The 21,427-nt window shown below is 71.0% G+C and carries 22 protein-coding genes and 1 pseudogene; 19 read left to right on the top strand and 4 right to left on the bottom strand.

Translation table 11 applies throughout. The features are described 5' to 3' along the window. Nucleotides 1-47 precede the first annotated feature (47 nt). The 8 genes and pseudogenes from folE to IE258_RS12310 all read left to right on the top strand — a co-directional run bounded on the left by folE (nt 48) and on the right by IE258_RS12310 (nt 7,115). On the top strand, nt 48-662 hold the full coding sequence (gene folE / locus IE258_RS12275) for a GTP cyclohydrolase I FolE (protein ID WP_189742743.1): 615 nt from the start codon (nt 48-50) through the stop codon (nt 660-662). Between the two features lie 34 nt (nt 663-696). Next, on the top strand, nt 697-1,944 hold the full coding sequence (locus IE258_RS12280) for an NAD(P)/FAD-dependent oxidoreductase (RefSeq protein WP_189742745.1): 1,248 nt from the start codon (nt 697-699) through the stop codon (nt 1,942-1,944). A 38-nt stretch (nt 1,945-1,982) separates the two neighbouring features. After that, the gene (gene folP / locus IE258_RS12285; protein WP_189742747.1) at nt 1,983-2,858 is read left to right on the top strand and encodes a dihydropteroate synthase; all 876 of its coding nucleotides are present in this window, start codon (nt 1,983-1,985) and stop codon (nt 2,856-2,858) included. Further along, nucleotides 2,858-3,601, top strand: coding sequence for a dihydrofolate reductase family protein (locus tag IE258_RS12290; RefSeq protein ID WP_189742749.1), 744 nt, complete (start codon nt 2,858-2,860; stop codon nt 3,599-3,601). Before folP ends, IE258_RS12290 begins: the two co-directional genes overlap by 1 nt. A 131-nt stretch (nt 3,602-3,732) precedes the next feature. Then, nucleotides 3,733-4,393 (top strand): annotated as a pseudogene (locus IE258_RS12295) (DUF1731 domain-containing protein); the annotation flags it as partial. 223 nt (nt 4,394-4,616) lie between these two features. Then, nucleotides 4,617-5,060 (top strand): nuclear transport factor 2 family protein, encoded by a 444-nt coding sequence (locus tag IE258_RS12300; RefSeq protein ID WP_189742751.1) that lies wholly within the window; start codon nt 4,617-4,619, stop codon nt 5,058-5,060. A gap of 173 nt (nt 5,061-5,233) precedes the next feature. Further along, entirely contained in the window at nt 5,234-6,937 is a 1,704-nt protein-coding gene (locus IE258_RS12305) for a SpoIIE family protein phosphatase (protein ID WP_189743571.1), read from the top strand. After that, a complete protein-coding gene (locus IE258_RS12310) occupies nt 6,927-7,115 on the top strand; it encodes a hypothetical protein (RefSeq protein WP_373309747.1) in 189 nt (62 codons plus the stop codon). The genes IE258_RS12305 and IE258_RS12310 overlap by 11 nt, the downstream gene beginning before the upstream one ends. Before the next feature lie 179 nt (nt 7,116-7,294). Here IE258_RS12310 and IE258_RS12315 read toward each other — a convergent pair whose 3' ends face one another. Then, on the bottom strand, nt 7,295-8,236 hold the full coding sequence (locus IE258_RS12315) for a helix-turn-helix domain-containing protein (protein ID WP_189742753.1): 942 nt from the start codon (nt 8,234-8,236) through the stop codon (nt 7,295-7,297). Nucleotides 8,237-8,376: 140 nt separating this feature from the next. On the opposite strand from IE258_RS12315, the gene IE258_RS12320 reads away from it, so the two are divergent. Beyond that, entirely contained in the window at nt 8,377-9,102 is a 726-nt protein-coding gene (locus IE258_RS12320; RefSeq protein ID WP_189742754.1) for an SDR family NAD(P)-dependent oxidoreductase, read from the top strand. 207 nt (nt 9,103-9,309) lie between these two features. Here IE258_RS12320 and IE258_RS12325 read toward each other — a convergent pair whose 3' ends face one another. Then, on the bottom strand, nt 9,310-9,519 hold the full coding sequence (locus tag IE258_RS12325) for a hypothetical protein (RefSeq protein ID WP_189742755.1): 210 nt from the start codon (nt 9,517-9,519) through the stop codon (nt 9,310-9,312). Between the two features lie 295 nt (nt 9,520-9,814). Between IE258_RS12325 and IE258_RS12330 the strand changes: the two genes are divergently transcribed. The 3 genes from IE258_RS12330 (at nt 9,815) to IE258_RS12340 (ending at nt 14,093) form a co-directional block, all read left to right on the top strand. Beyond that, nucleotides 9,815-12,028, top strand: a complete 2,214-nt coding sequence (locus tag IE258_RS12330; RefSeq protein ID WP_189742757.1) for an MMPL family transporter — start codon at nt 9,815-9,817, stop codon at nt 12,026-12,028. Nucleotides 12,029-12,123: 95 nt separating this feature from the next. Further along, nucleotides 12,124-13,368: a sensor histidine kinase gene (locus tag IE258_RS12335; protein WP_189742759.1), complete on the top strand. Its 1,245-nt coding sequence runs from the start codon at nt 12,124-12,126 to the stop codon at nt 13,366-13,368. Beyond that, nucleotides 13,365-14,093: a response regulator transcription factor gene (locus tag IE258_RS12340; protein WP_189742761.1), complete on the top strand. Its 729-nt coding sequence runs from the start codon at nt 13,365-13,367 to the stop codon at nt 14,091-14,093. The genes IE258_RS12335 and IE258_RS12340 overlap by 4 nt, the downstream gene beginning before the upstream one ends. Before the next feature lie 345 nt (nt 14,094-14,438). On the opposite strand, the gene IE258_RS12345 is transcribed toward IE258_RS12340, so the two are convergent. After that, a complete protein-coding gene (locus IE258_RS12345) occupies nt 14,439-15,056 on the bottom strand; it encodes a TetR/AcrR family transcriptional regulator (protein ID WP_189742763.1) in 618 nt (205 codons plus the stop codon). A 151-nt stretch (nt 15,057-15,207) separates the two neighbouring features. Between IE258_RS12345 and IE258_RS12350 the strand changes: the two genes are divergently transcribed. The 7 genes from IE258_RS12350 (at nt 15,208) to IE258_RS41895 (ending at nt 18,933) form a co-directional block, all read left to right on the top strand. Further along, nucleotides 15,208-16,068: an enoyl-CoA hydratase/isomerase family protein gene (locus IE258_RS12350; RefSeq protein WP_189742765.1), complete on the top strand. Its 861-nt coding sequence runs from the start codon at nt 15,208-15,210 to the stop codon at nt 16,066-16,068. A gap of 458 nt (nt 16,069-16,526) precedes the next feature. Beyond that, nucleotides 16,527-16,952, top strand: coding sequence for a MarR family winged helix-turn-helix transcriptional regulator (locus IE258_RS12355; protein WP_189742767.1), 426 nt, complete (start codon nt 16,527-16,529; stop codon nt 16,950-16,952). A 98-nt stretch (nt 16,953-17,050) separates the two neighbouring features. Continuing rightward, a complete protein-coding gene (locus IE258_RS12360) occupies nt 17,051-17,941 on the top strand; it encodes an NmrA family NAD(P)-binding protein (RefSeq protein WP_189742769.1) in 891 nt (296 codons plus the stop codon). 29 nt (nt 17,942-17,970) lie between these two features. Beyond that, nucleotides 17,971-18,135, top strand: a complete 165-nt coding sequence (locus tag IE258_RS12365) for a hypothetical protein (RefSeq protein WP_189742771.1) — start codon at nt 17,971-17,973, stop codon at nt 18,133-18,135. A 67-nt stretch (nt 18,136-18,202) separates the two neighbouring features. Next, nucleotides 18,203-18,367, top strand: a complete 165-nt coding sequence (locus IE258_RS12370) for a hypothetical protein (RefSeq protein WP_189742774.1) — start codon at nt 18,203-18,205, stop codon at nt 18,365-18,367. 156 nt (nt 18,368-18,523) lie between these two features. Beyond that, the gene (locus IE258_RS41890) at nt 18,524-18,748 is read left to right on the top strand and encodes a hypothetical protein (protein WP_308434163.1); all 225 of its coding nucleotides are present in this window, start codon (nt 18,524-18,526) and stop codon (nt 18,746-18,748) included. Beyond that, a complete protein-coding gene (locus IE258_RS41895) occupies nt 18,736-18,933 on the top strand; it encodes an alpha/beta fold hydrolase (RefSeq protein WP_308434164.1) in 198 nt (65 codons plus the stop codon). Before IE258_RS41890 ends, IE258_RS41895 begins: the two co-directional genes overlap by 13 nt. Nucleotides 18,934-18,964: 31 nt before the next feature. Here the strand turns inward: IE258_RS41895 and IE258_RS12380 are convergent, their stop codons facing one another. Then, nucleotides 18,965-21,343, bottom strand: a complete 2,379-nt coding sequence (locus IE258_RS12380) for an Orn/Lys/Arg family decarboxylase (RefSeq protein ID WP_189742776.1) — start codon at nt 21,341-21,343, stop codon at nt 18,965-18,967. Nucleotides 21,344-21,427 lie beyond the last annotated feature (84 nt).

Raw genomic sequence — 21,427 nt, forward strand, 5'->3', positions numbered from 1 at the left:
GGCGATACACGGAGGGCCGTGCTCATGTCACAGGAGGGTCCGTGGATATGACTGCCACAGCCGCACTGCAGGTGATCGAGGACGTCACGGGGCCCGACGAGGTCACCGGGCCCGACCTGGAGGCCGCCGAGCGGGCCGCCCGGGAGTTCCTGCAGGCGCTCGGGGTCGTGGTGGACAGCGAGGGGACCCGGGACACGCCCGGCCGGATGGCGCGCGGCTACGCCGAACTGCTCAACGCGCGCCCCTTCCGGATGACCACGTTCCCCAACGACGAGGGCTACGACGAGCTCGTCCTGGCCCGCGACATCCCCCTGCGGTCGGTCTGCCAGCACCACATGCTGCCCTTCGTGGGGGTGGCACACGTCGGCTACCTGCCCGGCGCGCGGATCCTCGGGCTGTCGAAGCTGGCCCGGGTGGTGGAGCACTACGCCTGCCGGCCCCAGGTGCAGGAACGGCTGACCAAGCAGGTCGCCGACCACCTCGCCGAGCAGTTGCGGCCCCGGGGCGTCGGGGTCGTCGTCGAAGCCGAGCACACCTGCATGACGCTGCGCGGAGTGCGGGCCACCGGATCGAGAACCGTCACCTCCACCCTGCTCGGAACGCTGCGCGACGACGCGGCGTCCCGCCAGGAGTTCCTCGCCCTCACCGGCGTCCAGCGGTAGCGGAGCAAACGCACCAGGCCATTGGGAGGCAGTCATGAGCACATCGCAGCACCCGCCCCGGCGGATCCTGATCGTGGGCGCCGGGCTGGCCGGCGCGTCGGCCGCCGCCGCCCTGCGCGAGCAGGGGTTCGACGGTGACATCACGGTGTTCGGAGAACAGTCCCACGACCCGTACGAACTTCCGCCGCTGTCCAAGGACGTCCTGCTGGGCCGGCGGGACGAACCGGACTGGGTCCGCGGAGCCGGCTACTGGGACGACCACGGCATCTCCCTGCGCCGTGACACCGCCGTCACCGCGCTCGAACCGGCCGACCACGAGATCGTCGACGCCGACGGCACGGCCCACGGATACGACCGGCTGCTGCTGGCGACCGGGTCCCGCCCCCGGGTCCCGCCCGGCTTCGAGGCTCCCGGGGTGCACACGCTGCGCACCCTCGACGACGCCCTGGTCCTGCGCGAGAAGCTGACCGACGGAGCCCGCGTGGTGATCGTCGGCGCCGGATGGATCGGCTGCGAGGTCGCTTCGGCGGCCCGCGCCCGCGGCGCCCGGGTGACCATGGTCGACCCCGTGCCGCTGCCGCTGCGGCACGTCCTCGGCGACCAGGTCGGAGCGGTCTTCCGCGACCTGCACGCCGACCACGGCGTCGTCCTGCGCCTGGGCGTCGGGGCGACCGGCACCGAGGTCCGCCCCGACGGCCGGACGGTCCTCCTGGACGACGGCAGCGAACTGCCCGCCGACGTGGTGGTCGTCGGCGTCGGCGCCGTGCCCCGCATCGAACTCGCCGAAGCCGCCGGTCTGGACCTCGCGGCGGGCGCGGTCGCCACCGACGCCGCGCTGCGCACCTCCGCCCCCGACGTCTACGCGGCCGGCGACATCGCCGCCCACGACCACCCGCGCCACGAGGGGCGCGTACGCGTCGAGCACTGGTCCAACGCCAAGGAGCAGGGCACCCACGTGGCGGGCAACCTCCTCGGCGGCCACGACGCCTACGGCGCCGACCCGTACTTCTTCTCCGACCAGTACGACCTCGGCTGCGAGTACCGCGGCCTCGCCGACCCCGCCCGCGACGAACTGGTCCTGCGCGGCGACCCGGCCACCCGCGAGTTCCTCGCCTTCTGGCTGCGCGACGGGCGGATCGCCGCCGCCCTCAACGTCAACTCCTGGGACCACTGCGACGCACTCACCGCCCTGGTCGGCACCCGCGCACGGGTCTCCGCCCAGCAGCTCACCGAGGCGGACCTCGACGCGCTCGCCACCGGCGACGCACCGCCCCGGCCATGAGCGCCCTCGACCGGCCGACGACAGGAGCCGCACACACCATGCCCACCACAGCAGTCGACCTGGAGTTCCGGGGCCACCGCGTAGTCGACGACCGGCCCCTGGTGATGGCGATCGTCAATCGCACACCGGACTCCTTCTACGACCGGGGTGCCACCTTCGCCGCCGAGGCGGCCCGGTCCGCCATCGCCCGGGCCGTCGCCGAGGGCGCGGACATGATCGACCTCGGCGGCGTCACGGCCAGTCCGGGAGCGGAGGTCACGGCCGCCGAAGAAGCCGCCCGCGTCGTTCCGCTGGTGGAATGGGCCCGCGACCGCTACCCCGACCTGCTGATCAGTATCGACACCTGGCGCCACGAAGTCGGCGACGCGGCCTGCCGGGCCGGAGCGGACATCCTCAACGACGCCTGGGCCGCCGCCGACCCGAAGCTCATCGAGGTGGCCGCCGACCACGGGGCCGGCTACGTGTGCACGCACACCGGCGGCCGAACGCCCCGCGCCGACCCCTTCCGGCCCGACTACCCCGACGTGCTGGCAGCCGTACGCACCTCCGTCGTCGAGCTGGCGGAGCGGGCCGAAGCCGCCGGCGTGCCCCGCGGCGGCATCCTCATCGACGCCACCGGCTACGGCAAGAACACCGCCGACCACCTCCTCCTGCTCCGCAACCTCCGCGAGTTCACCCGGACCGGGTGGCCGGTCCTGATGGCGCTGTCCAACAAGTCGTTCGTGGGCGAGATGCTGGACGTGGAACTGGAGGACCGGCTGGCCGGCACCCTCGCGGCGACCGCGATCGCCGCCAGGGACGGCGCCGCCGTCTTCCGGGCCCACCAGGTCCGGCCCACCCGGCACGTCGTCGAGATGGCCGCGGGCATCAACGGCAGCCGTCCTCCTGCCCGTACGAGTACCTGGATCGCCTGATGCACCTGATCTGGCCCGCCGAACACGCCCGTCCCATCGACGACGACGAACTGGAACGCCTCTACACCTACCCGGACCGTGAGCGCTGGCTCGCCGTCAACTTCGTCGCCAGCGCCGACGGGGCCGTGGAAGTCGGCGGCCTGGCCAGGCCGCTGTCGACCCCGCCCGACCGCAAGGTGCTGCGGCTCGGCAGCGACCTCGCCGACGTCCTGCTGATCGGCGCCACCACGGCCATGGTCGAGGGCTTTCGCGGCGTCCACCCCGACCGGCAGACCCTCGACCGCCGGCGCCGCCACGGCTTGGCCGACGTCCCGCCGACGGCCGTGGTGAGCACGGGCCGATCACTGCCCCCCGACGCCCCGGTCATCACCCGGGCGCGCGTCCCGACCACCGTCCTCACCTGCGCTTCGGTACCCGAGCCCACGCGTCGGGCCTGGCAGGAGGCCGGGGCGGACGTCGTCGTCGCGGGCGAGGACACCGTCGACCTGGCCGCGGCGGTCGCCGCACTCACCCGGCGGGGGCTGCGGCGCATCGACTGCGAAGGCGGGCCGCACCTGTTCGGAGCACTGACCGCCGCCGGCCTGGTCGACGAACTCCGTCTGACCGTCTCCCCGTTGCTGACCGCGGGCCCGGCCGGCCGAATCGCCACCGGGCCACCCGCCCCGCCCACCGGCCTGCGCCTGGCCACCGCACTCGCCGAGGACGACACCCTGCTGCTGCGCTACCTCACGCCCTCGCGCTGAACAGGCACGGCCCACGGGCCCGGTTCGCAGAACATGAGACGGGCTCAGGGGCCGAGCGGGTCAGCGTGCCGGCACCTCGTCGCGGAAGTACGGCGGGTAGTCGTCCGCGCCCTTGCCGGTGATCTCGGTCGCTGTGGCTGCAGATGAGCACCGCGACGGTGTACGCGCACCGCTTCGACGCCCCCAACGACGAGGCCACCGGTGTGACCGGCGGTACCGAACCGGGCGTGCCGGACTACTGGGCGTACAGCGTCGAGATCGCCAAAGCCTGGGAGCAGGGCTCAGCGGCAGGCGGAGACGCCGGCCACGCGCAAGGTCGCTCTGCGCTCGGCCATGGTGATGAGCCCCGACCCCGGCGGGGTCTTCGCCGTCCTGCTGGGACTGGCCCGCCTGGGTCTCGGCGGCCCGGTCGCCGGTGGCGCACAGTACGTGTCGTGGATCCACGAACACGACTTCGTGCGCGCGGTGGAGTTTCTGCTCGACCGGGGAGACATCGCGGGACCGGTGAACCTGGCGGCTCCCCATCCCCTGCCACAGCGCGCGTTCATGCGCACCCTGCGCTCCCCGTGGGGTGTACCGGTGGGTCTCCCCGCGACCAAGTGGATGGCCGAGGTCGGCGCGTTCGCTCTGCGTACCGACACCGAACTGCTGCTGAAGAGCCGCCGTGTCGTCCCAGGCAGATTGGACCAGGCAGGCTTCGACTTCCAGTACACACAGTGGCCGCAGGCCGCGGATGAGCTGGTGCGCCGGGTACGCAAACGGGTCGGACGCGGTCCCGCGGCACGCCGTTGATCGTCCTCTTCATCCCCTGAAGCCTTCACGGCTGAGGAAGTGTCGCCGTAGTCCATGTGCACCACCTTCCCGTCGCGTGACCAACTCGGGCTTGACGACGCACGTAGCCTCCACCCGGCCATTACCTCTGGCGTAATCGACCACGCTCCCCTGCTGCGGCAGCGTGACACATGTCAACGAGATCCCGACGAGGGTTCCGGCACCCAAGGCGCGAGGAGCAACCATGTCCATCAAGTCCGCTGACCTCACCACGAGTTCCGTCACCGACACCACCCGCCACGTCGTCCAGGAGTTCCTCGCCGCCCGGATGGCCGGGGACGTCGAGCGGCTCGTCGCGCTCTTCGCGGACGACGTCGACTGGCTGCTCGCCGAGAACCCCGCCGTCCCGTGGATCCGGCCGCGCTCCACCGGAGCCGAATGCGCTGCCCAGTTCACGGAGCTGGCCGAGCACACGGTGGCCGAGGATGCGCGGGCCTCCGTCGACACGTTCCTCGTCGACGGCACCGACGCCGTCCTGACGGGATACCTCTCGGGGACCGTGCGCGCGACGGGGAAGTCCTTCGAGGGCCCCTTCGCGCTGCGCCTCACCGTCGAGGAGGGCCGGATCACCCGGCATCACCTCTACGAGAACAGCGTGTCGATCGCCGACGCGTGCACCCCTTCCTGAGTCCCGAGCCCTTCGCCTGGTCCGCCACCGCACCAGTGTGCGGGGGACGGCCGACCGATGCGCAGAATCCAGGACGTCGACGCCTGTCACGTGAATCTTGCGTGTCTGCACTGACGGGTTGAGAGCACATGGAAGAGTCACTGTTCCATGTTGACCGTGAGGAGGGCAGAGACATGCCAAAACAAGGCCCCTCGGCACCTGATGGACCCGCTCCTGCGGATGGGCCGGCACCTCGGTCCACCTGGTTGGACTCGCTGGCCGCCGCGGCGTACCTGGCGGACGAACATGGCGTCATCACCGCCGTCAATGCGAAGGCCGAACAGCTTCTCGACCGCCCCGCCGCAGAGCTTCTCGGACACGACGCGCATGAAACACTGCATCGAGACGCCCGTGGCCAACCCGAACCGAGAAGCGAGTGCCCGATTCGGCAGGCCACCTTGGCCAGCCGTACGGCGCAAGGCGGAGAGCTCTGGTTCGAGCGGGGCGACGGCTCAGTTACGCCTGTGGCCTGGCTGGTCACCGGATACGACGACGGCAACCGACGGGGCATGCTGGCGCTCTTCCACCCGTTGGCCGACACGCAGCCCGGCGCGGTTCAGGAACCGCTGTCCAAGCTGAAGCGCCTGGCGCTGTTCGCGGAGCTGACCACCCATCTGACCTCGACGATGGACGTGGAAGAGGTCCTGAACCGGCTGGTACGTCTGCTGGTGCCGCGGCTGGCGGACTGGGCGGTCGTCGACCTGATCACCGAGACGGGCGAGGTCTGGCGTCGTGCGGTCGTCCATGTCGAGGACGGCGATCTGAGGAACCAGGAAGACCTCGTCGGCCCCATGCCCGCAGTTCCTCAAGAGTCCCAGCTCCCGCTCTCGCGTGCGCTGAGGGGCGCCTCGTCCGCCCTGGCGGGCCCCGAGATCTACCAGGGGGAGCCGGACTCGGGAATCGCCGTTGAACAGCGTCGGCTGTTTGCCGCCACAGGGATCCAATCCGCCATCATCGGCCCGGTCCGCGGCCTCCGAGACGTGCTGGGCGCTCTGACTCTGGGCCGCTCCGAGGGCTCGCGCCCTTTCACCACCGCCGATCTGCCACTGCTGGAAGAGATCACGCGGCGGGCCGGACTCGCCCTGGACAACGCCCGTCTCTACCAGAGACAGCGGAAGGTGTCGGAGACGATGCAACGTCACCTCCTGCCGCATCTGCCACGTGTGCCCGAACTACAGATGACAGCCCGCTACATGCCGGCACCGGACGCTTCCCAGGTCGGCGGCGACTGGTACGACGCGTTCGTCCTGCCCGACGGCGCAACCGCATTGGTCATCGGAGACGTGGTCGGACATGATCTTGACGCAGCGGCCGACATGGCCCAGCTGCGAAACATGCTGCGCGCCTACGCCTTCTCCCAGCAGAAACCGCCCAGCAAGATCGTCGAATGGCTGGACCAAGCCACCATGCAAATGTCCGGGCCCGCCATGGCCACCCTCGTCCTGGCCAGGCTCACGCACGTCGCATCCCTCGGCTGGGAGCTGACCTGGACCAACGCGGGCCACCCGCCACCCCTGCTCATCACCCGCGAGGGAGTGCCCCAGTACCTCACCGACGCACACGGGATACTCCTCGGGACAGGACTGCGGGAGCCACGCCCGGACGTATCGCTGCTCCTGCCACCGGGGGCCACACTACTGCTGTATACCGACGGCCTCATCGAAGAGCCCGGCGCATCACTCGACGACGGACTCGACAGGCTGAGCCGCCACGCCGCTGCCCTCTCACACCAGTCCCTGGACACCTTCACAGACAAGCTACTCGCCCGTGCCCGCCCGGCAGCCAACGAGGACGACATTGCCCTTCTCGCCCTGCGCACCCAGGGTCGTGGAAAGTGATCGACGAGTAGAAAGGGGCCTGGGCTCCGGGCGCGAGAACGCTGACCGCGAGGCCGTCCGGCTGTTCCTCGCCGACGGCGTGACCGACGTCGAGAGCCGCACTCGCACTCTGCTGACCTGCATCGACGAGCTGGTCTCGGCCGCCTGGTGGACGGTGGCGAAGTACAGCGAGTGGTAGCACTCAGCGGACTCGGCGGCCCCGACGGCGTACTCGACCGCGTGGGAGCGCTGGCGCACTCTCGTGAACCGGGCGCGGCGGGCGCTCTCGTAGGCGGCCAGGGCTGTAGTGGTGCTGGATCCGCGGCCAGTTCGACCCGAGTCCCCGCCGTGGGCGGGTGGCGGCTCCGGCCCGCACGGCTACGTGGCATCCTTTTCACGAGCAGCGGTCGCAGCGTAGTCGGTCGGGGTCCTGCCGTAGTACTGGCGGAAGGCGCGTGCGAAGTGGCCGCTGTCGGCGAACTGCCAGCGGGCGGCTATCTCCGTGACGGTCATGCGCCGGTGCGGTGCGACGAGCGCGCGGCATGCCTCCTCGAGGCGGCGGCGCCGGATGTAGGTGCTCAGCGGTCGGCCTTCCCTGGCGAAGGCCCGTTGGAGGGTACGCGGGGAGACGTTCAACTCCCGGGCGAGAGCCGAGGGGGACAGGGCGGGATCGGTGAGCCGGCGGTCGGCCAGGTCCCGCGCGGCTTGGGCCAGGGCCGACGACAACAGGGGTTCCACGTCGTCCAGGCCGCCCCCGGCGGCGGCCCGGGCCAACTCGGCCAGGGTGCCGCGGGCGGCGTCGACCCCGGCCGGCGCGAGGCGGTCCAGCACCCGGCCCACCATCGCGGCGTGCGCCGTCAGCAGCCGAATCTCGGCGGTGTCGGCCGGTCCGGAGGCAGACCCGCCTCGTGCGGACTGGACCTCTGCGGCGGGCAGGACGAGTACCTGCACGACGGTGTGTGGCGCCGCGGCGAAGGAGGACAGCCTTCCCCTCTGTACCACCAGGTGGCCGGCCGGTGCCGTGTGCTCGGCTCCTCCCGGTTCCTCGAACCGCCAGGTCCCCCGGTGGACGATCCACAGGCGTACGTGATCGTCGGCTCCGACCCGTCGGCCCGCCGTCCGCAGGGCGGCCGCGGTCTCGAAGCGGTTGAACATCATGTCCCGCACCCGGAACCCGCGGGACCGCGCCGAGAAGCCGGACACGGTCGTCCGGCGGAAGGGTGCCAGTGCGAAGGTCTCGCCCATCCGGCTCCGCCACTGGTGCGCGAAGTCGCTGAAGGCGTTGGCGCCGCTCACGTCTGCCGAGAAAGTGCCGCTCATCGTTGTCGCGAATCTCCCGTTCGGGCTGACGCGCCGGTCCGAGGCGCCGAGACCACACGCTTCCTACCGTTGTTCCGGCATGCATCGAAGATCCGACATCCGCGGTCCGGAAGTCGATACAAGGATAACGAGGTGGGGAATTGAGCACGCTCGCGATCGTGGGCGCAGGCCCGCAACTGGGGCGCGCGATCGGCCGGCGGTTCGCCGCCGAGGGGATCGACGTGGCGCTGATCGCCCGCAGCCGTACGACGCTGCAGGCGGTGGCCGACGACCTGTCCGGCATGGGCGTGCGGGCCGAGGCGTTTCCCGCCGACGTGACCGACCGTCCCGCTCTGCACGCGGCGCTCACCGCCGCCGAGGAGCGGCTGGGACCGATCGACATACTCGAGTACTCGCCCGCGCCGTCCCCGGCCGACCTGCGCCGGGCGCCGCTGGTCGAGGCCACGAAGGTCACCGTCGACTCGGTTCTGACGCAGCTGGACCTCTATCTGCTCGGGGGCGTGGCGGCGGTGCAGCACGTCCTGCCCGGCATGCTTGAGCGCGGCACGGGGACGATCCTGATCAGCAGCGGGGCGGGGTCGGGGCCGGTGATCGCCCCGCACGTGGCAAACGTCCAGATCGCCACGGGCGGGATGCGCAACTGGATCCTCAACCTGCATGCGGCGCTGTCCGGCACCGGCGTCTACGCCGCGCACGTGGCGATCGCCGCCTTCATCGGCCAAGGGGGCCACGACTCCCAGCCGCAGACGATCGCCGACGCGTACTGGCGGCTGCACACCGGACGGACCGAAGCCGAGCTGGTCATCCAGGATCTGCCGGACGACTACCTGGAACGGGGTTTGGCGGACAAGTTCGTCGAGCCCTGATTCGCCGGCGGCTGCACGGCCGGGCCGGGTGTAGGGCGGTGTGCCGTTCCGGCCGTCCACGGCGGCAGTGCCGTGGACGGCCGGAACGGTGACGAGGGACCGGCCCGTGGGCGTTCCCGCCGACGGGCGCCGGTCTGCTGCCCGGCGCAGGCGTGATTCACGGCCCCGCGGCCCGGGAGATCGCCGGACTCGCCCTGCGCAGCGCCGTCACGGCCGCGGTGCGGGGTGCGCCGCCGACCTGCGGGGCCAGGGGCGCAGCAGTTGGACCCCGAAGCGGTACAGCCTCGACAACTTCGGCAACGGCCTGGTCCGGTTCATCACCCTGGTGGTGAAGCGGCCCGTCGTCGTCGAGCAGATTTCGTCGGAGGGGCTGTTCAGCGGCCGGAGCAGGGCACGCGCGGAGTCCGTGTAGCGCATGCCGGTCTTCTCCCCGAGACCGAACACCTGCGCCAGGCGTGACCACGCCGGCCTGTCTGGTGGCTGCTGTGCGGGAGGCGGCGACTCAGCGGCTGGAGAACTCCTCCAAGTGGGGCGACCCGCGGGCCTACCCCGCGACCTGAGGCCGACCCGCTCTCGTCCCCGGGTGGGACCCGCCGAGGGCGTAGTACTGCGTATTCAGTACCCCGCAGTGTCGGCAGCGGGACGACGACAGGACACTGCCCTCTTCAGCAGTCTGGAGGCACCTTCGAGACCCGGATGCGGAGACCTCCCCGTGGCTGCTTTTCTGTATCGAATGGGCCGTTTGGCCTTCAGGCGACGCTGGACCGTTGCCCTTGTCTGGGCCGCCGTACTGGCCGCCGTAGGACTTGCCGGCATGACCGCGCCGGAGGCGGAGGAGGAACCCTTCGCCATGCCGGGGATCGAGTCGCAGGAAGCCTTCGACCTGATGGAGGAGCGGTTCCCCGGCGCCGCCGCCGACGGCGCGACCGCCCGCGTCGTCTTCGTCTCGCCGAACGGCGAGAAGGTCACCGCCACCGAGAACAAGGAGGCCGTCGAGGCCGCGATAGCCGAACTCGGGGACGGCACCCAGGTCGAGAGCACCGTCGACCCGTACGAGTCCGGCGCGGTCAGCGAGGACGGCCTCACCGCGTACACGACCGTGACCTACAAGGTCGACGCCGCCGGCCTCACCGACGCCAGCCGCAGCCACCTGGAAGAATCGCTCGAGCACGCCCGTGACTCCGGGCTCACCGTCGAGGCGGGCGGCGACGCCATGGAGGACATGGGCGGACCCAGCGGCACCGCCGAGGCAATCGGCATCTCCGTCGCCGCCGTCGTCCTGCTGATCACCTTCGGCTCACTGGCCGCCGCCGGACTCCCGCTGCTCACCGCGCTCATCGGCGTCGGCATCAGCCTGTTCGCCATCACGGCCCTGGCCGGTCCGCTGGGCCTGGCCGACACCACCAGCACCGTGGCCATCATGCTCGGCCTGGCCGTCGGCATCGACTACGCCCTGTTCATCGTCTCCCGCTACCGCGAGGAGCGCGCCAAGGGGCGGACTGCCCAGGAGGCCGTCGCCCTCGCCACCGGCACCGCGGGCTCCGCCGTGGTCTTCGCCGGGCTCACCGTCGTCATCGCGCTCGCCGGTCTCTCCGTCGTCGGCATCCCGATGCTGACGGAGATGGGCCTGGGCGCGGCGGGCGCGGTCGTCGTCGGCGTCCTCATCGCGCTCACCCTGGTCCCGGCCTTCCTCGGCTTCTGGCCCAATGCCATCCTGACCCGCAAGGACCGCAAGGCCCGGCGAGCGGGCGGTACGCCGCGGGAGACGCGCAAGGTCAACGGCGGCACCCGCTGGGCGAGCTTCGTACTGCGCCGCCCGCTGCCCGTGCTGCTCGCGGCCGTCGCGGGCCTCGGCGCCCTGGCGCTGCCGATGACCGACCTTCAGCTCGGTATGCCCGGCGACGAGGCCAAGTCCACGGAGACCACCCAGCGGCGGGCCTACGACGCGCTCGCCGAGGGCTTCGGGCCCGGCTTCAACGGACCGTTGACCGTGGTCGTGGACGCCAAGGACGCCGACGACCCGAAGGCCGCGGCCGGGACCGTCTCCGAGCGGATCGGCGGCACCGAGGGCGTGGTGTCGGTGTCCCCGGCCCAGTTCAACGAATCCGGCGACACGGCCGTCTTCTCCGTCGTCCCCACCACCGCGCCGACCGGCCAGGAGACCAAGGACCTGGTCAACACCATCCGCGGCGACCGGCCCGGCATCGAGTCCGAGGCCGGGGCGACCTTCGAGGTCACCGGGACCACCGCGATGAACATCGACGTCTCCGAGAAGGTGCAGTCCGCGCTGGTGCCGTACCTGCTCGTGGTGGTCGGGCTTGCCGTGATCCTGCTGCTGGTGGTCTTCCGCTCGATCCTGGTTCCGCTGAAGGCGGCCGCCGGCTTCCTGCTCTCGGTGCTCGCCTCGCTCGGCGCGGTGGTCGTGGTCTTCCAGCAGGGCCACGGCGCCGATCTGCTGGGGGTGGAGACCACCGGTCCCATCATGAGCCTGATGCCGATCTTCCTGGTGGGCATCGTCTTCGGCCTCGCGATGGACTACGAGGTCTTCCTGGTCTCGCGGATGCGCGAGGCGTACGTCCACGGTGAGCGGCCGGCCCAGGCCGTGACCTCCGGGTTCCAGCACAGCGCCCGGGTCGTCGTGGCCGCCGCGCTGATCATGATCGCGGTGTTCTCCGGGTTCATCGGGGACAGCGACGCCATGATCAAGATGATCGGCTTCGGCCTCGCCTCGGCCGTCCTGCTCGACGCCTTCGTGGTCCGGATGGCGATCGTCCCGGCCGTCCTCGCCCTGCTCGGCGAGCGGGCCTGGTGGCTGCCGAAGTGGCTGGACCGGATCCTGCCCCGGGTCGACGTGGAGGGCGAGGCCCTGACCCGCCCGGCCGAGCCCGAGGCGGAACCGGCCGAGAAGGACCTCGCCCGCGCCTGACCGGATGCGCGGAAGCCGCCCGAGGTCGCCCCAGCGATCCGGGCGGCTTCGCATCGTCCACCATGGATGCCAGCCCCTCACCGAGAGAGCCCACCATGAACAGCAGCCTGGAGCGCTACACCGAGCGCGTGGAGCAGTACGCGTCGCGCTTCTCGCGCTTCCCCCGCTTCCTGGAAGTGACGATGGTGCTGGCCCTCATCGGCTGCGCCTTCTTCGGCACCCAGCTCAGCCTCCCCGGCGTCGACCGCCCGGACACGGGGAAGTCGCTGGAGGTCCTGCTCGGCCTGTCCTGCTTCGTCCTGCTGAAGTACCGCACCCACACCCGCACGGTCGTGGTCGTGGTCGCCGGGGTCACCATCGCCGCGATCGCGCGGGGGTACCTGCTCACCCCGATGCTGCTGGCCCCGCTGCTCGCCGCGATGTACTGGCTGGCCGTCCTGTGCGACCGCCGGACCGTTCGCCTGTACGCGCTCGTCGTCACGGTGGCCCTGCTGACGGTGAACCTGTTCTCCGACGGCATGCGTGACCTTTCCCCGGTCCTGACCGTGGTCGGCCCGGTGTTCTGGATGGCCCTGCCGCTCGTCGGCGGCAGCCTGGCCCGGCTGCGCGGCGACTACCTGGAAGCGGTCAAGGCGCGGGCCGAGCACGCCGAACGCACCCGGGAGGAGGAGGCCCGGCTGCGGGTCACCGAGGAACGTATGCGCATCGCCCGCGAGTTGCACGACGTTGTGGCCCACCACCTGGCCCTCGCCAACGCCCAGGCCGGCACCGCCGCCCACCTCTCGCGCAGCAGCCCCGAGCAGAGCCGGAAGATCCTCGACGACCTCACCGGCACCACCTCCGCGGCGCTGCGCGAGCTCAAGGCCACCCTGGGCCTGCTGCGCCAGGACGACCGGCCCGAGGGCGAGGGCCTGGACCCGGCGCCGGGACTCGCCCGCCTTCCCGAGCTGATCGACTCCTACCGCTCGGCGGGCCTGGAAGTCGTCGTCCACCAGGAGGGCGTGCGCCGCCCGCTGACGCCGGGCGTGGATCTGACCGCGTACCGGATCGTGCAGGAAGCCCTCACCAACGTCGCCAAGCATGCCCCCGAACGCGCCGCCCATATCGGCTTCACCTACGCCGACTCCCGGCTGCTCATCACCGTCAGCAATGACGGCCCGGCCACCGCCACCGCCGTCAACGGGACGTCCGGCGGTTTCGGGTTGCGGGGCATGCGGGAGCGCGCCCAGTCCATCGGCGGCGACCTGTGCGCGGGGCCCCGCCCCGAGGGCGGTTTCGAGGTCACCACCGCGCTGCCGCTGCAAGCGTCCGCCGCCGTCGTCGAAGGAGAGTCCCCATGACCGTGAAGGTGCTGCTCGCCGACGACCAGGCCCTGCTGCGGGCCACGTTCCGCATCCTGATCGACTCCTGCCCGGACATGGAGGTCGTCGGGGAGGCGTCCAACGGAGCGGAAGCGCTGGAGCTGGCCCGAACCCACCACCCGGACGTGGTGCTCATGGACATCCGCATGCCCGGGACGGACGGCCTGTCCGGCACCGCGGGGATCTGCGCCGATCCAGAGCTGGCGAGCACCCGGGTGCTGATCCTGACCACCTTCGAGACCGAGGACTACGTCGCTCAGGCGCTGCGGGCCGGGGCCAGCGGCTTCCTCGGCAAGGACGTCACCGCGGACGCCCTGCTGGTCGGCATTCGTACGGTGGCCTCCGGGGAGGCGCTGCTCTCCCCCGGCGCCACCCGCACCCTGATCACCCGCTTCCTCACCTCCCCGGCCCCCGGCACCGACCTGGCACCCCCGGAACGGCTGGCCGACCTCACCGGACGGGAACGGGAAGTGATGGCGCTGGCGGCCGAAGGCAAGTCCAACGCGGAGATCGCCGAGCTGCTGGTGGTCAGCCCGCTGACGGTACGGACGCACATCCACCGCGCGATGACGAAACTCAACGCCCGCGACCGGGCACAGCTCGTCGTCATCGCATACCAGACGGGCCTGGTGCAGGCGGGAGGGGACAACGGGGCCCCGCCGAGGCACAGGGGCTCCAGTGCACCTGACGGGATTCCTGGCTGACGGCGCGTCGGTACCGGACCGTTGCAGGTCAGAAGACTGTTGACGGTGGTGTGCGGGTCCGCAACCGTCCGACGTGCTCAACGTCAGCGACACCGTGGCCCGAGGCGACGCCGTCGCCCTCCCCCTCGCGGTTGTCCCGGCGCTCATGGTCGGCCATGTCGCCGCCCGCCAGGAGTGCCGGACGGCTGATGGCTCCCCCGCCTCTGTGAGGACGTATCAGTCCATCGCGTCACGCATGACCAGCAAGCTCCGGCGGTCTCCGACCCTTCCTGCCCCCGCTGCAGCCTCGCGCGCCGGGGTTCGGCGGCCCGCACGGCCGGGCGTGACACCGTCCGCTTCGGCCCTTTACAGCGGAGCATCCGTCTGCGCGCGTGCGGGGGTGGAGAAGGCGGCGAACGCAGCGTCCAGCAGGTCGCCGAGGTCTTCTTGGCCGCCGCTCGCGCTCCACTGCCCGAGGGCGATCCACAGGCATTCGAGTGCCGCTGCGGCGCGCACGTGGGCGATGACCGGTGACCGGTCGGCCGGGGAGGCCGTCTCCTGCAGCCGGGCGACGATCTTGGGTCGCCATTCGGACTGCTTCTCGCGGAGCCGTGCGCACAGGGCCGGGGTCTGGTCGACGAGGTCGAGGATCGTCGCGAGGTGCTGGACATCGCGTACGAGGAAGGTCGCGGCTGATTCCAGGGCGTTGCGCAGCCTGCTCCAGTCGTCCTCGTTGGCTCGGTCGGCGTCGAGCGCGTCGGCAATGGCGTCACCGAGGGGGTCGAAGACGAACAGGACCACATCCTCCTTGGTGCCGAAGTAGCGCAGGAAGGTGCTCCGCGACACTCCAGCCGCCTCGGCGAGGTCGGCGAAGGTGACCTGGTTGAAGCCGGTGAGGCAGAACCGGTCGAACGCCACGCGGGCCAGCTCTGCCCGTACCGCGTGACGGCCGATCTGACGGGTACCGCCGGGTGCTGCACTCATGGAGCCGAGTGTACTCCGCCACACTCAGTCGCTTTTCTGATACTCGATCCATAACCTGATACTCAGTGTCATTCATGACGCCGGGAGTCGCTACTCCTGCCCGCCGCGGCACAGCCATACCCCCGGCCCTCATACGAAGTGGAGCCATCCCATGAGCTACGACGACCTCTCCGCCCTGACGATCGACGTTTTGGACGGCGTCGCGACGGTGACCGTCGATCACCCGCCGCTCAATCTGATGGACGCGGTCCTGCTGCCGTCCCTGCGAGCCTTCGTCGCGCGGGTGCGTGACGACGCCGACGTCCGCGTCATCGTCTTCGAGAGCGCCGACCCGGAGTTCTTCATCGCGCACGGCGACATGGCCTACCTCACCGACCCGGACGCGTTGCCCGCAGCCACCAGCGCCGCGATCGCGGCCGCACCGGACACGCCCCTCCCCGAAGGCCTGAACATCCTCCAGGCACTGAGCGAGGAGGTCCGCTCGCTCCCCCAGGTCACCATCGGCAAGCTAGCGGGCTTCGCGCGCGGCGCGGGCAACGAGTTCTTCATGTACCTGGACATGCGCTTCGCAGCGATCGGCAAGTCGGGGCAGGGGCAGCCGGAGTCCTTGATGGGGATCCTCCCCGGAGGCGGCGGCACGGTGAACATGACGCGCCTGACGGGCCGAGCCCGCGCACTGGAGCTCATCCTCGGCGCCGAACTCGTGGGCGCGGAACTCGCGGAACGCTACGGCCTGATCAACCGTGCGCTGCCCGCCGAGGAACTCGACGCGTTCGTCAGCACCCTGGCCCGGCGGATCGCCGGCCTGCGACCGGAGGTCGTCTCCATCACCAAGGCCGCGGTCGACGCGATCGCTCCTCCGATTCCCCACGCGGCATACGCCGTGGAGAACGAGGGCTTGTACGCGGCGTTCGGCAACGACGTCACCGAACTCGCCCACAAACTGCTCGCCGCCGGCATCCAGACCCGTGAGGGCGAACGGAACCACGAGCGCATCGCCAACAGCATCTGACACCCGAGCTCTCGCCGTCGGTGCGCAGCCGCCTGACAAGCCATTCAACGAACCGGGCCGCGTTGAGCGCCCCACGCGGAACGGGCCGGTGACCTGCTGCTTGGCCTCGGCGGCGTCACCGGCCCGAGTCATACGCGGTCGCCGGCCTACTCGCTGCGAAGCGGCCGGTGCCGAGGGCGACCAGCCGACATGAGGCCGGTCCGTACCCAGATGGCCTTTCCATCTGGGCCGGCTGAGGACGGCGCTGAACAGGGGTCGGGCGGAGCGCCCTCGTATTCGACAACGAGGCAGGCAGCCGGCGCCCGACCCCCGGGCAGGGAACGCCGGACCACCACCGGCGATGCCCTTCAGCAGCCATGGGACGTATACCAATGGCCGAGCCCAGAAGGTCGGCCATCGCAGACTGCCGGCCCGCGACGAGTAGGCTGATCGTTCGACATCGGACCAGGGAGGTCGACGTGGACTATGGCGACAAGCTCTTCTGGCTCGCGGTTGTGATTCAACGCAAGTACGCACAGATCTGCGCCGAGTTCGATCTGACCCCCTCGCAGGCCACGCTGCTCTGCGCAGTCAGGAACGAGCCGCGACAGATGGCCGACCTCGCCGCGTCGTTGGGTATGACCAAGAACGCATTGAGCCAGCTGGTCGATCGCACCGCGCGGCGTGAGCTGGTCGGCCGGGCAAGCTCGGCGCAGGACCGACGGGTCGTCATGCTCAGTGCGACCCCCACGGGGAAGGTGCTGGGTGAGGCCGTTTACGCCGAAATCGCCAAGCGCCTGCCCGAGATCGCGAGGAACCTCGACGCCGACGACCAGCGCGACTTCGCACGCTTGGCCACCGCCGTCGTGGACACCTCGGACCTCTCTCCGCCCACCTCGGCCTGACCCGTCACGCCGTGAGGTCCCGATGCATCCATGCCTTGACGCAGTTCATGTCGTGAACTAATTTCGTTCACGACATGAACCAGTGAAGGGTGGCAGCGATGAGCACACAGAAGACCGGCACGATCGCAGTCTTCGGCGCGACGGGGCAGCAGGGCGGGGCGGTGGTCGATGCGCTGCTGGACCACAAGGCGCGGGTGCGGGCACTGGTCCGCGACCCGCAGTCCGGCCGGGCTCTGGCCCTGGCCGCCCGCGGCGTCGAGCTGGCGGCCGTCCGGGCCGACGACCCGGCGTCGCTGGCGACCGCGCTGGCGGCGGTCGAGGGGTTCTACTTCATGACCCCGGAGGCGAACAGCCTCGAAGAGGTCGAGGCGGAGATCCGCATCGGTACCGCACTCGTCGACGCGGCGGCCGGGGCGGGCGTCCCGCACGTCGTGTTCAACTCGGTCTTCGGAGCGGACCGGGAGTCGGGTGTGCCGCACCACGACTCGAAGCACGCGATCGAGGAGCACCTGAGGAAGTCCGGCCTCAGGGCCTCGATGGTTCGCGCGACCGCGTTCATGGAGAACTTCACGAACGTGATGGCACCGAGCCTGGAGCAGGGAGAGATCGTGCTGAGGCTGCCGCTGCCGGAGGACGTCCCCCTGAAGATGATCTCGGTCAGGGACATCGGCCGGGTCGCCGCCGCGCTCCTGCTCGACACCGCGCAGGCTCCCGGCGGAGCCGTCGAGCTCGTCGGCGACGAGCTGACGGGCCCCCAGATCGCCGCGGCGTTCGGCGCGCGCAGCGGGCTCCCGGCACGATACGAGGTCCTCCCGTTGAGCGTGCTCCCCACCGACCTCGACAGGGTGATGTTCCGCGAGTTCGCGAAGGCGGCCGAACACCCCTCGGGCCCGTCGGTGGTGCGCTCGATCGAGCCGGCCACCCTGGATCTGGCCGAGTGGATCCGGGCTTCCGGCTGGACCGCGCCGACCAACGTGGCTGGTTCCTGAGCCCCGGCCGCGACGCACGCCCCGCGATCGTGCCCACGCTCTCGGCGCTCTGGGCGCGGCAACGCATCCGCCAACGGTTGTGGACCAACGGCGTGCTCGTGGCGGCGCGAGGGATCCACCAGAGCTTCGGTTTCACCCCCGCCGACGTGGAGCGCCACCACAGCTACGGCCATGACCTCGTCGGCCAGAACTGAACCCTCGGCCTGCACCCCGACACGCCGGACTCTTCCGCGCGCCGCACAGGGCCCAGGAGAGCCGCCCGTGAACCGGCCGGCTCTGCCGGAGACGCCGCCACCGACCCGCCGCGACCCCGACGGCGGTCTCCCGCTGCACGGCCGGCGTTTCGACGACCCTGTCACGCTTGTCGACTCCGTCGACAACACCGCCCAGGGCCTGATCGACCTCTTCACCGAGCACGGCCGGTGAGCCCGTGACCGACGCGCCGCCTGGGCCTGCGCCGGGCAGGTCAAGCGCGTCCGACTTGCCATCACCGCAAGGTTCCGTGCCAAGCGCGAAGCTCCTGGCAAGACTGCCGGCCCAGGCGTCTCGCCACTGCTCCGCTCTCCTCAGGATGAGAAGCACATGATCACTGCACAACGACCGCCGTGCCGCGCCCTCCGCACCACGCACCCGGTGGCAACCGTCGTCCTCGCCTTCCTGCTCATCCTGGCCACCGCGGCCTGTTCCACGCCGACGACACGTCAGGACGTTCCCGCCCACGCCGCCGCCACACAGGACGATCCCCGCTTCGAGGGCACCTTCCGTCACGAGTTCGCCGAGGTCGACGCGTCCGCATGCACTACGTGACGGGCGGCAGGGGCACACCGGTCGTGTTGATCCACGGCTGGCCGCAGACCTGGTACGGCTGGTGGGCGATCATGCCGGAACTCGCCGAACACCAACGGCGCCGGGGGCGTCCGGGCCTTCAGAAGTTCATGCAGGAAATGGCGGAGGGGCTGGCCCGCCGCGCCGAGGAGTTCCGCGGCGACTGAGCGAAGCCTGGGCCGCCGGGCCCGCCGGGGCTCAGCCCACCGGCTTCGCGCCCTCCTCCGCTCGCCGCTGCGCCGGTGTCCTGGAGCGAGCGAGCCCCTCCTGCTCGTCCGGACACAGGCACTCGATCAGGTAGTCGCCCGTGTCCGGGGCACGGGTCACTCCGTGGGTCTCGCTGCCGAAGCCGGGGAAGCGGCGGTCGAAGGCTTCCAGGGCGCCGAGATAGCGCAGGAGGGGCCCGTTCTCCTCTCCCACGCTCTCGCCCGGCATGAGGACCGGGATGCCGGGCGGCGTCACCGTGACCATCGCCGCGGCGACCCGGCCCGGTGCGTCCGCCAGGCGGATGCGTTCCGTGCCGCCACGGATCAGCCGCTGGTAACAGAGCTGGGGCGGGGCCACCGGCTCCGGGAGTCGTCGAAAGGCAGTGTCGAGCAGCTCGACCAGGCGGGTCTCGCGCAGGTGGTCGTGCATCTCCTGGCAGAGGTCGCGCAGACTCCGCCCGGAGTAGCGCCCCGGGTAGGTGGCCACCGACGCGGGCAGCACGCGGTCCAACGGGGCGCCACCGTCGTAGAGATCCTTGAAGTCCATGAGGGCGTCCAGCAGCGTGCCCCACTTGCCCTTGGTGATCCCCATGGAGAACAGCACCAGCGCCGTGTAGCTGTCGGTCTTCTCCACGACGATGCCGCGGGTGGTCAGGTAGGCGGTCAGCACCCGTGCCGGGATGCCCCAATCGGCCATCGTCCCGGTCGCGTCGAGCCCCGGGCACGTGAGGGTGACCTTGATCGGGTCGAGCATGCAGTAGCCGTCGGTCAGGCCCGGGAAGCCGTGCCAGTCCGCGTCGGGTGCGAGGTGCCAGCAGGACGGCTCGGTCCGCAGCAGGTCCGCCGGAGCCTCGTCGAAGGGCAGCCGCGACCCGCTCCCGGGATCAGTCACCTCGTTCGGCTGCCACACACCGAAGAACCACGGCGGCCGGTCTCCGGCAGCCTCGATCCGACGCCCGATCCGCACCATCTCCTGGCGGAACCGGACCGCCTCCGACACCGCTTCGTCGACCAGCCACTGTCCTTGAGGACCGTCCATCATCGCCGTGGCCACGTCCAGTGAGGCGATCATCGGATACAGCGGTGACGTCGTACCGTGCATCATCAGCGCCTCGTTGAACCGGTCGTGCTCCACCGGTGCCCGCGGCGCGGTCCGGACGTGCACCATGGCTCCCTGCGACAAGGCCGCCAACAGCTTGTGGGTGGACTGGGTCGCGAACACCGTCGGCCGGTCGGGGCCGGGGAAGGACTCCTCGTTCACCGACATGCCGTACCGGCCCGCGTACAGCGGATGGAAGCGGGCGTACGCGAACCATGCCTCGTCGAAGTGCAGCCGGGGTGTGCTGGCCGCGAAGGCCCGGGCTGCCGTGATCGCGTCGTAACACAGCCCGTCATAGGTGGAGTTGGTGAAGACCGCGTACTGGGCGCGGGACGAGACCGCATCCCTTGCGAGGAGGCTCTCGGCGCTCCGCGCCGCCACCGAGTCCGCCGCGATCTCGGCCGGCGGCAGCGGCCCGGCCAGCCCGTAGCCGTTGCGGGTGGGAACGAGGTACACCGGGCGGGCGCCGGAGACGACGAGGCCGTGCAGGACCGACTTGTGGCAGTTGCGGTCCACCAGGGCGATCTCGTCGCCGGTCACGCTGAAGTGGCCGACCAGACGGTTGCACGTGGAGTCCCCGTGCAGGACGAAGTACGTGTGGTCGGAGCCGAAGACCCGCGCGGCATTGCGCTCCGCCTCGCCGATCGGGCCGGTGTGCTCGAACAGCGAGCCGAGCTCCTCCACCGAGATCGACAGGTCACTCCGCAGCAACCGCTCCCCGAAGTAGTCGTGGAAGGCCCGGCCCACGGGCGACTTGAGGAAGGCGACACCGCCGGAGTGCGCCGGAGTGTGCCAGGAGTACTCGTGCGCGTCGTCGAAGCGCCGCAGTGCCTTGAAGAACGGCGGAAGCAGGCCGTCCTGGTAGGCACGCGCGGCTGTGGAAACACGGCCCGCGATGAACGCCGGCGTGTCCTCCAGCGGCCACACGTAGCCCACCACGGCTTGGGACACCCACAGCGGCAGCTCACGCAGTCCCTCGCCCGCCATGACCAGGAACACCGGCAGGTTCTGGAAACGCCGCGCGATCCGGCGCAGCACCACGGCTCCGCCCGGCCCGTCCTCGGCCCCGGGCGGGAGCTCCCAGGCGACCATCGCTGCGGCCACGCCGGCCTCCGTCCTGAGCACCGCCTCGGCGTCGAGTGCGCTCACGGCCCGGCGGACCTGCAAGCCGCGGTCCCGGATCCCTTCGGCGATGCGCGCCAACTGCCCAGCGCCTGCGCCTCCTTCGTCCGGCCCTTCCGCCACCGCCATCAGGACCATGCCGTCGGTCATGCCGCCCTCCCCTCCCCCGGTGGCCCACGCCACCCGGGAACCAGTGTTCGCGCACCTGCTCACGCGAATCACCGACAGCCGGCC

Source organism: Streptomyces tendae (assembly GCF_014650435.1).
GTDB lineage: Bacteria > Actinomycetota > Actinomycetes > Streptomycetales > Streptomycetaceae > Streptomyces > Streptomyces tendae.

Bases quoted from the DNA above. Each gene is read 5' to 3' on its own strand.
- IE258_RS12360 (WP_189742769.1), top strand. From the start codon at position 17,051: ATGAGCACACAGAAGACCGGCACGATCGCAGTCTTCGGCGCGACGGGG.
- IE258_RS12345 (WP_189742763.1), bottom strand. From the start codon at position 15,056: ATGAGTGCAGCACCCGGCGGTACCCGTCAGATCGGCCGTCACGCGGTA.
- IE258_RS12335 (WP_189742759.1), top strand. From the start codon at position 12,124: ATGAACAGCAGCCTGGAGCGCTACACCGAGCGCGTGGAGCAGTACGCG.
- folP (WP_189742747.1), top strand. From the start codon at position 1,983: ATGCCCACCACAGCAGTCGACCTGGAGTTCCGGGGCCACCGCGTAGTC.
- IE258_RS12340 (WP_189742761.1), top strand. From the start codon at position 13,365: ATGACCGTGAAGGTGCTGCTCGCCGACGACCAGGCCCTGCTGCGGGCC.
- IE258_RS12350 (WP_189742765.1), top strand. From the start codon at position 15,208: ATGAGCTACGACGACCTCTCCGCCCTGACGATCGACGTTTTGGACGGC.
- IE258_RS12290 (WP_189742749.1), top strand. From the start codon at position 2,858: ATGCACCTGATCTGGCCCGCCGAACACGCCCGTCCCATCGACGACGAC.
- IE258_RS41890 (WP_308434163.1), top strand. From the start codon at position 18,524: ATGATCACTGCACAACGACCGCCGTGCCGCGCCCTCCGCACCACGCAC.
- IE258_RS41895 (WP_308434164.1), top strand. From the start codon at position 18,736: ATGCACTACGTGACGGGCGGCAGGGGCACACCGGTCGTGTTGATCCAC.
- IE258_RS12315 (WP_189742753.1), bottom strand. From the start codon at position 8,236: ATGAGCGGCACTTTCTCGGCAGACGTGAGCGGCGCCAACGCCTTCAGC.
- folE (WP_189742743.1), top strand. From the start codon at position 48: ATGACTGCCACAGCCGCACTGCAGGTGATCGAGGACGTCACGGGGCCC.
- IE258_RS12325 (WP_189742755.1), bottom strand. From the start codon at position 9,519: ATGCGCTACACGGACTCCGCGCGTGCCCTGCTCCGGCCGCTGAACAGC.
- IE258_RS12280 (WP_189742745.1), top strand. From the start codon at position 697: ATGAGCACATCGCAGCACCCGCCCCGGCGGATCCTGATCGTGGGCGCC.
- IE258_RS12305 (WP_189743571.1), top strand. From the start codon at position 5,234: ATGCCAAAACAAGGCCCCTCGGCACCTGATGGACCCGCTCCTGCGGAT.
- IE258_RS12300 (WP_189742751.1), top strand. From the start codon at position 4,617: ATGTCCATCAAGTCCGCTGACCTCACCACGAGTTCCGTCACCGACACC.
- IE258_RS12380 (WP_189742776.1), bottom strand. From the start codon at position 21,343: ATGACCGACGGCATGGTCCTGATGGCGGTGGCGGAAGGGCCGGACGAA.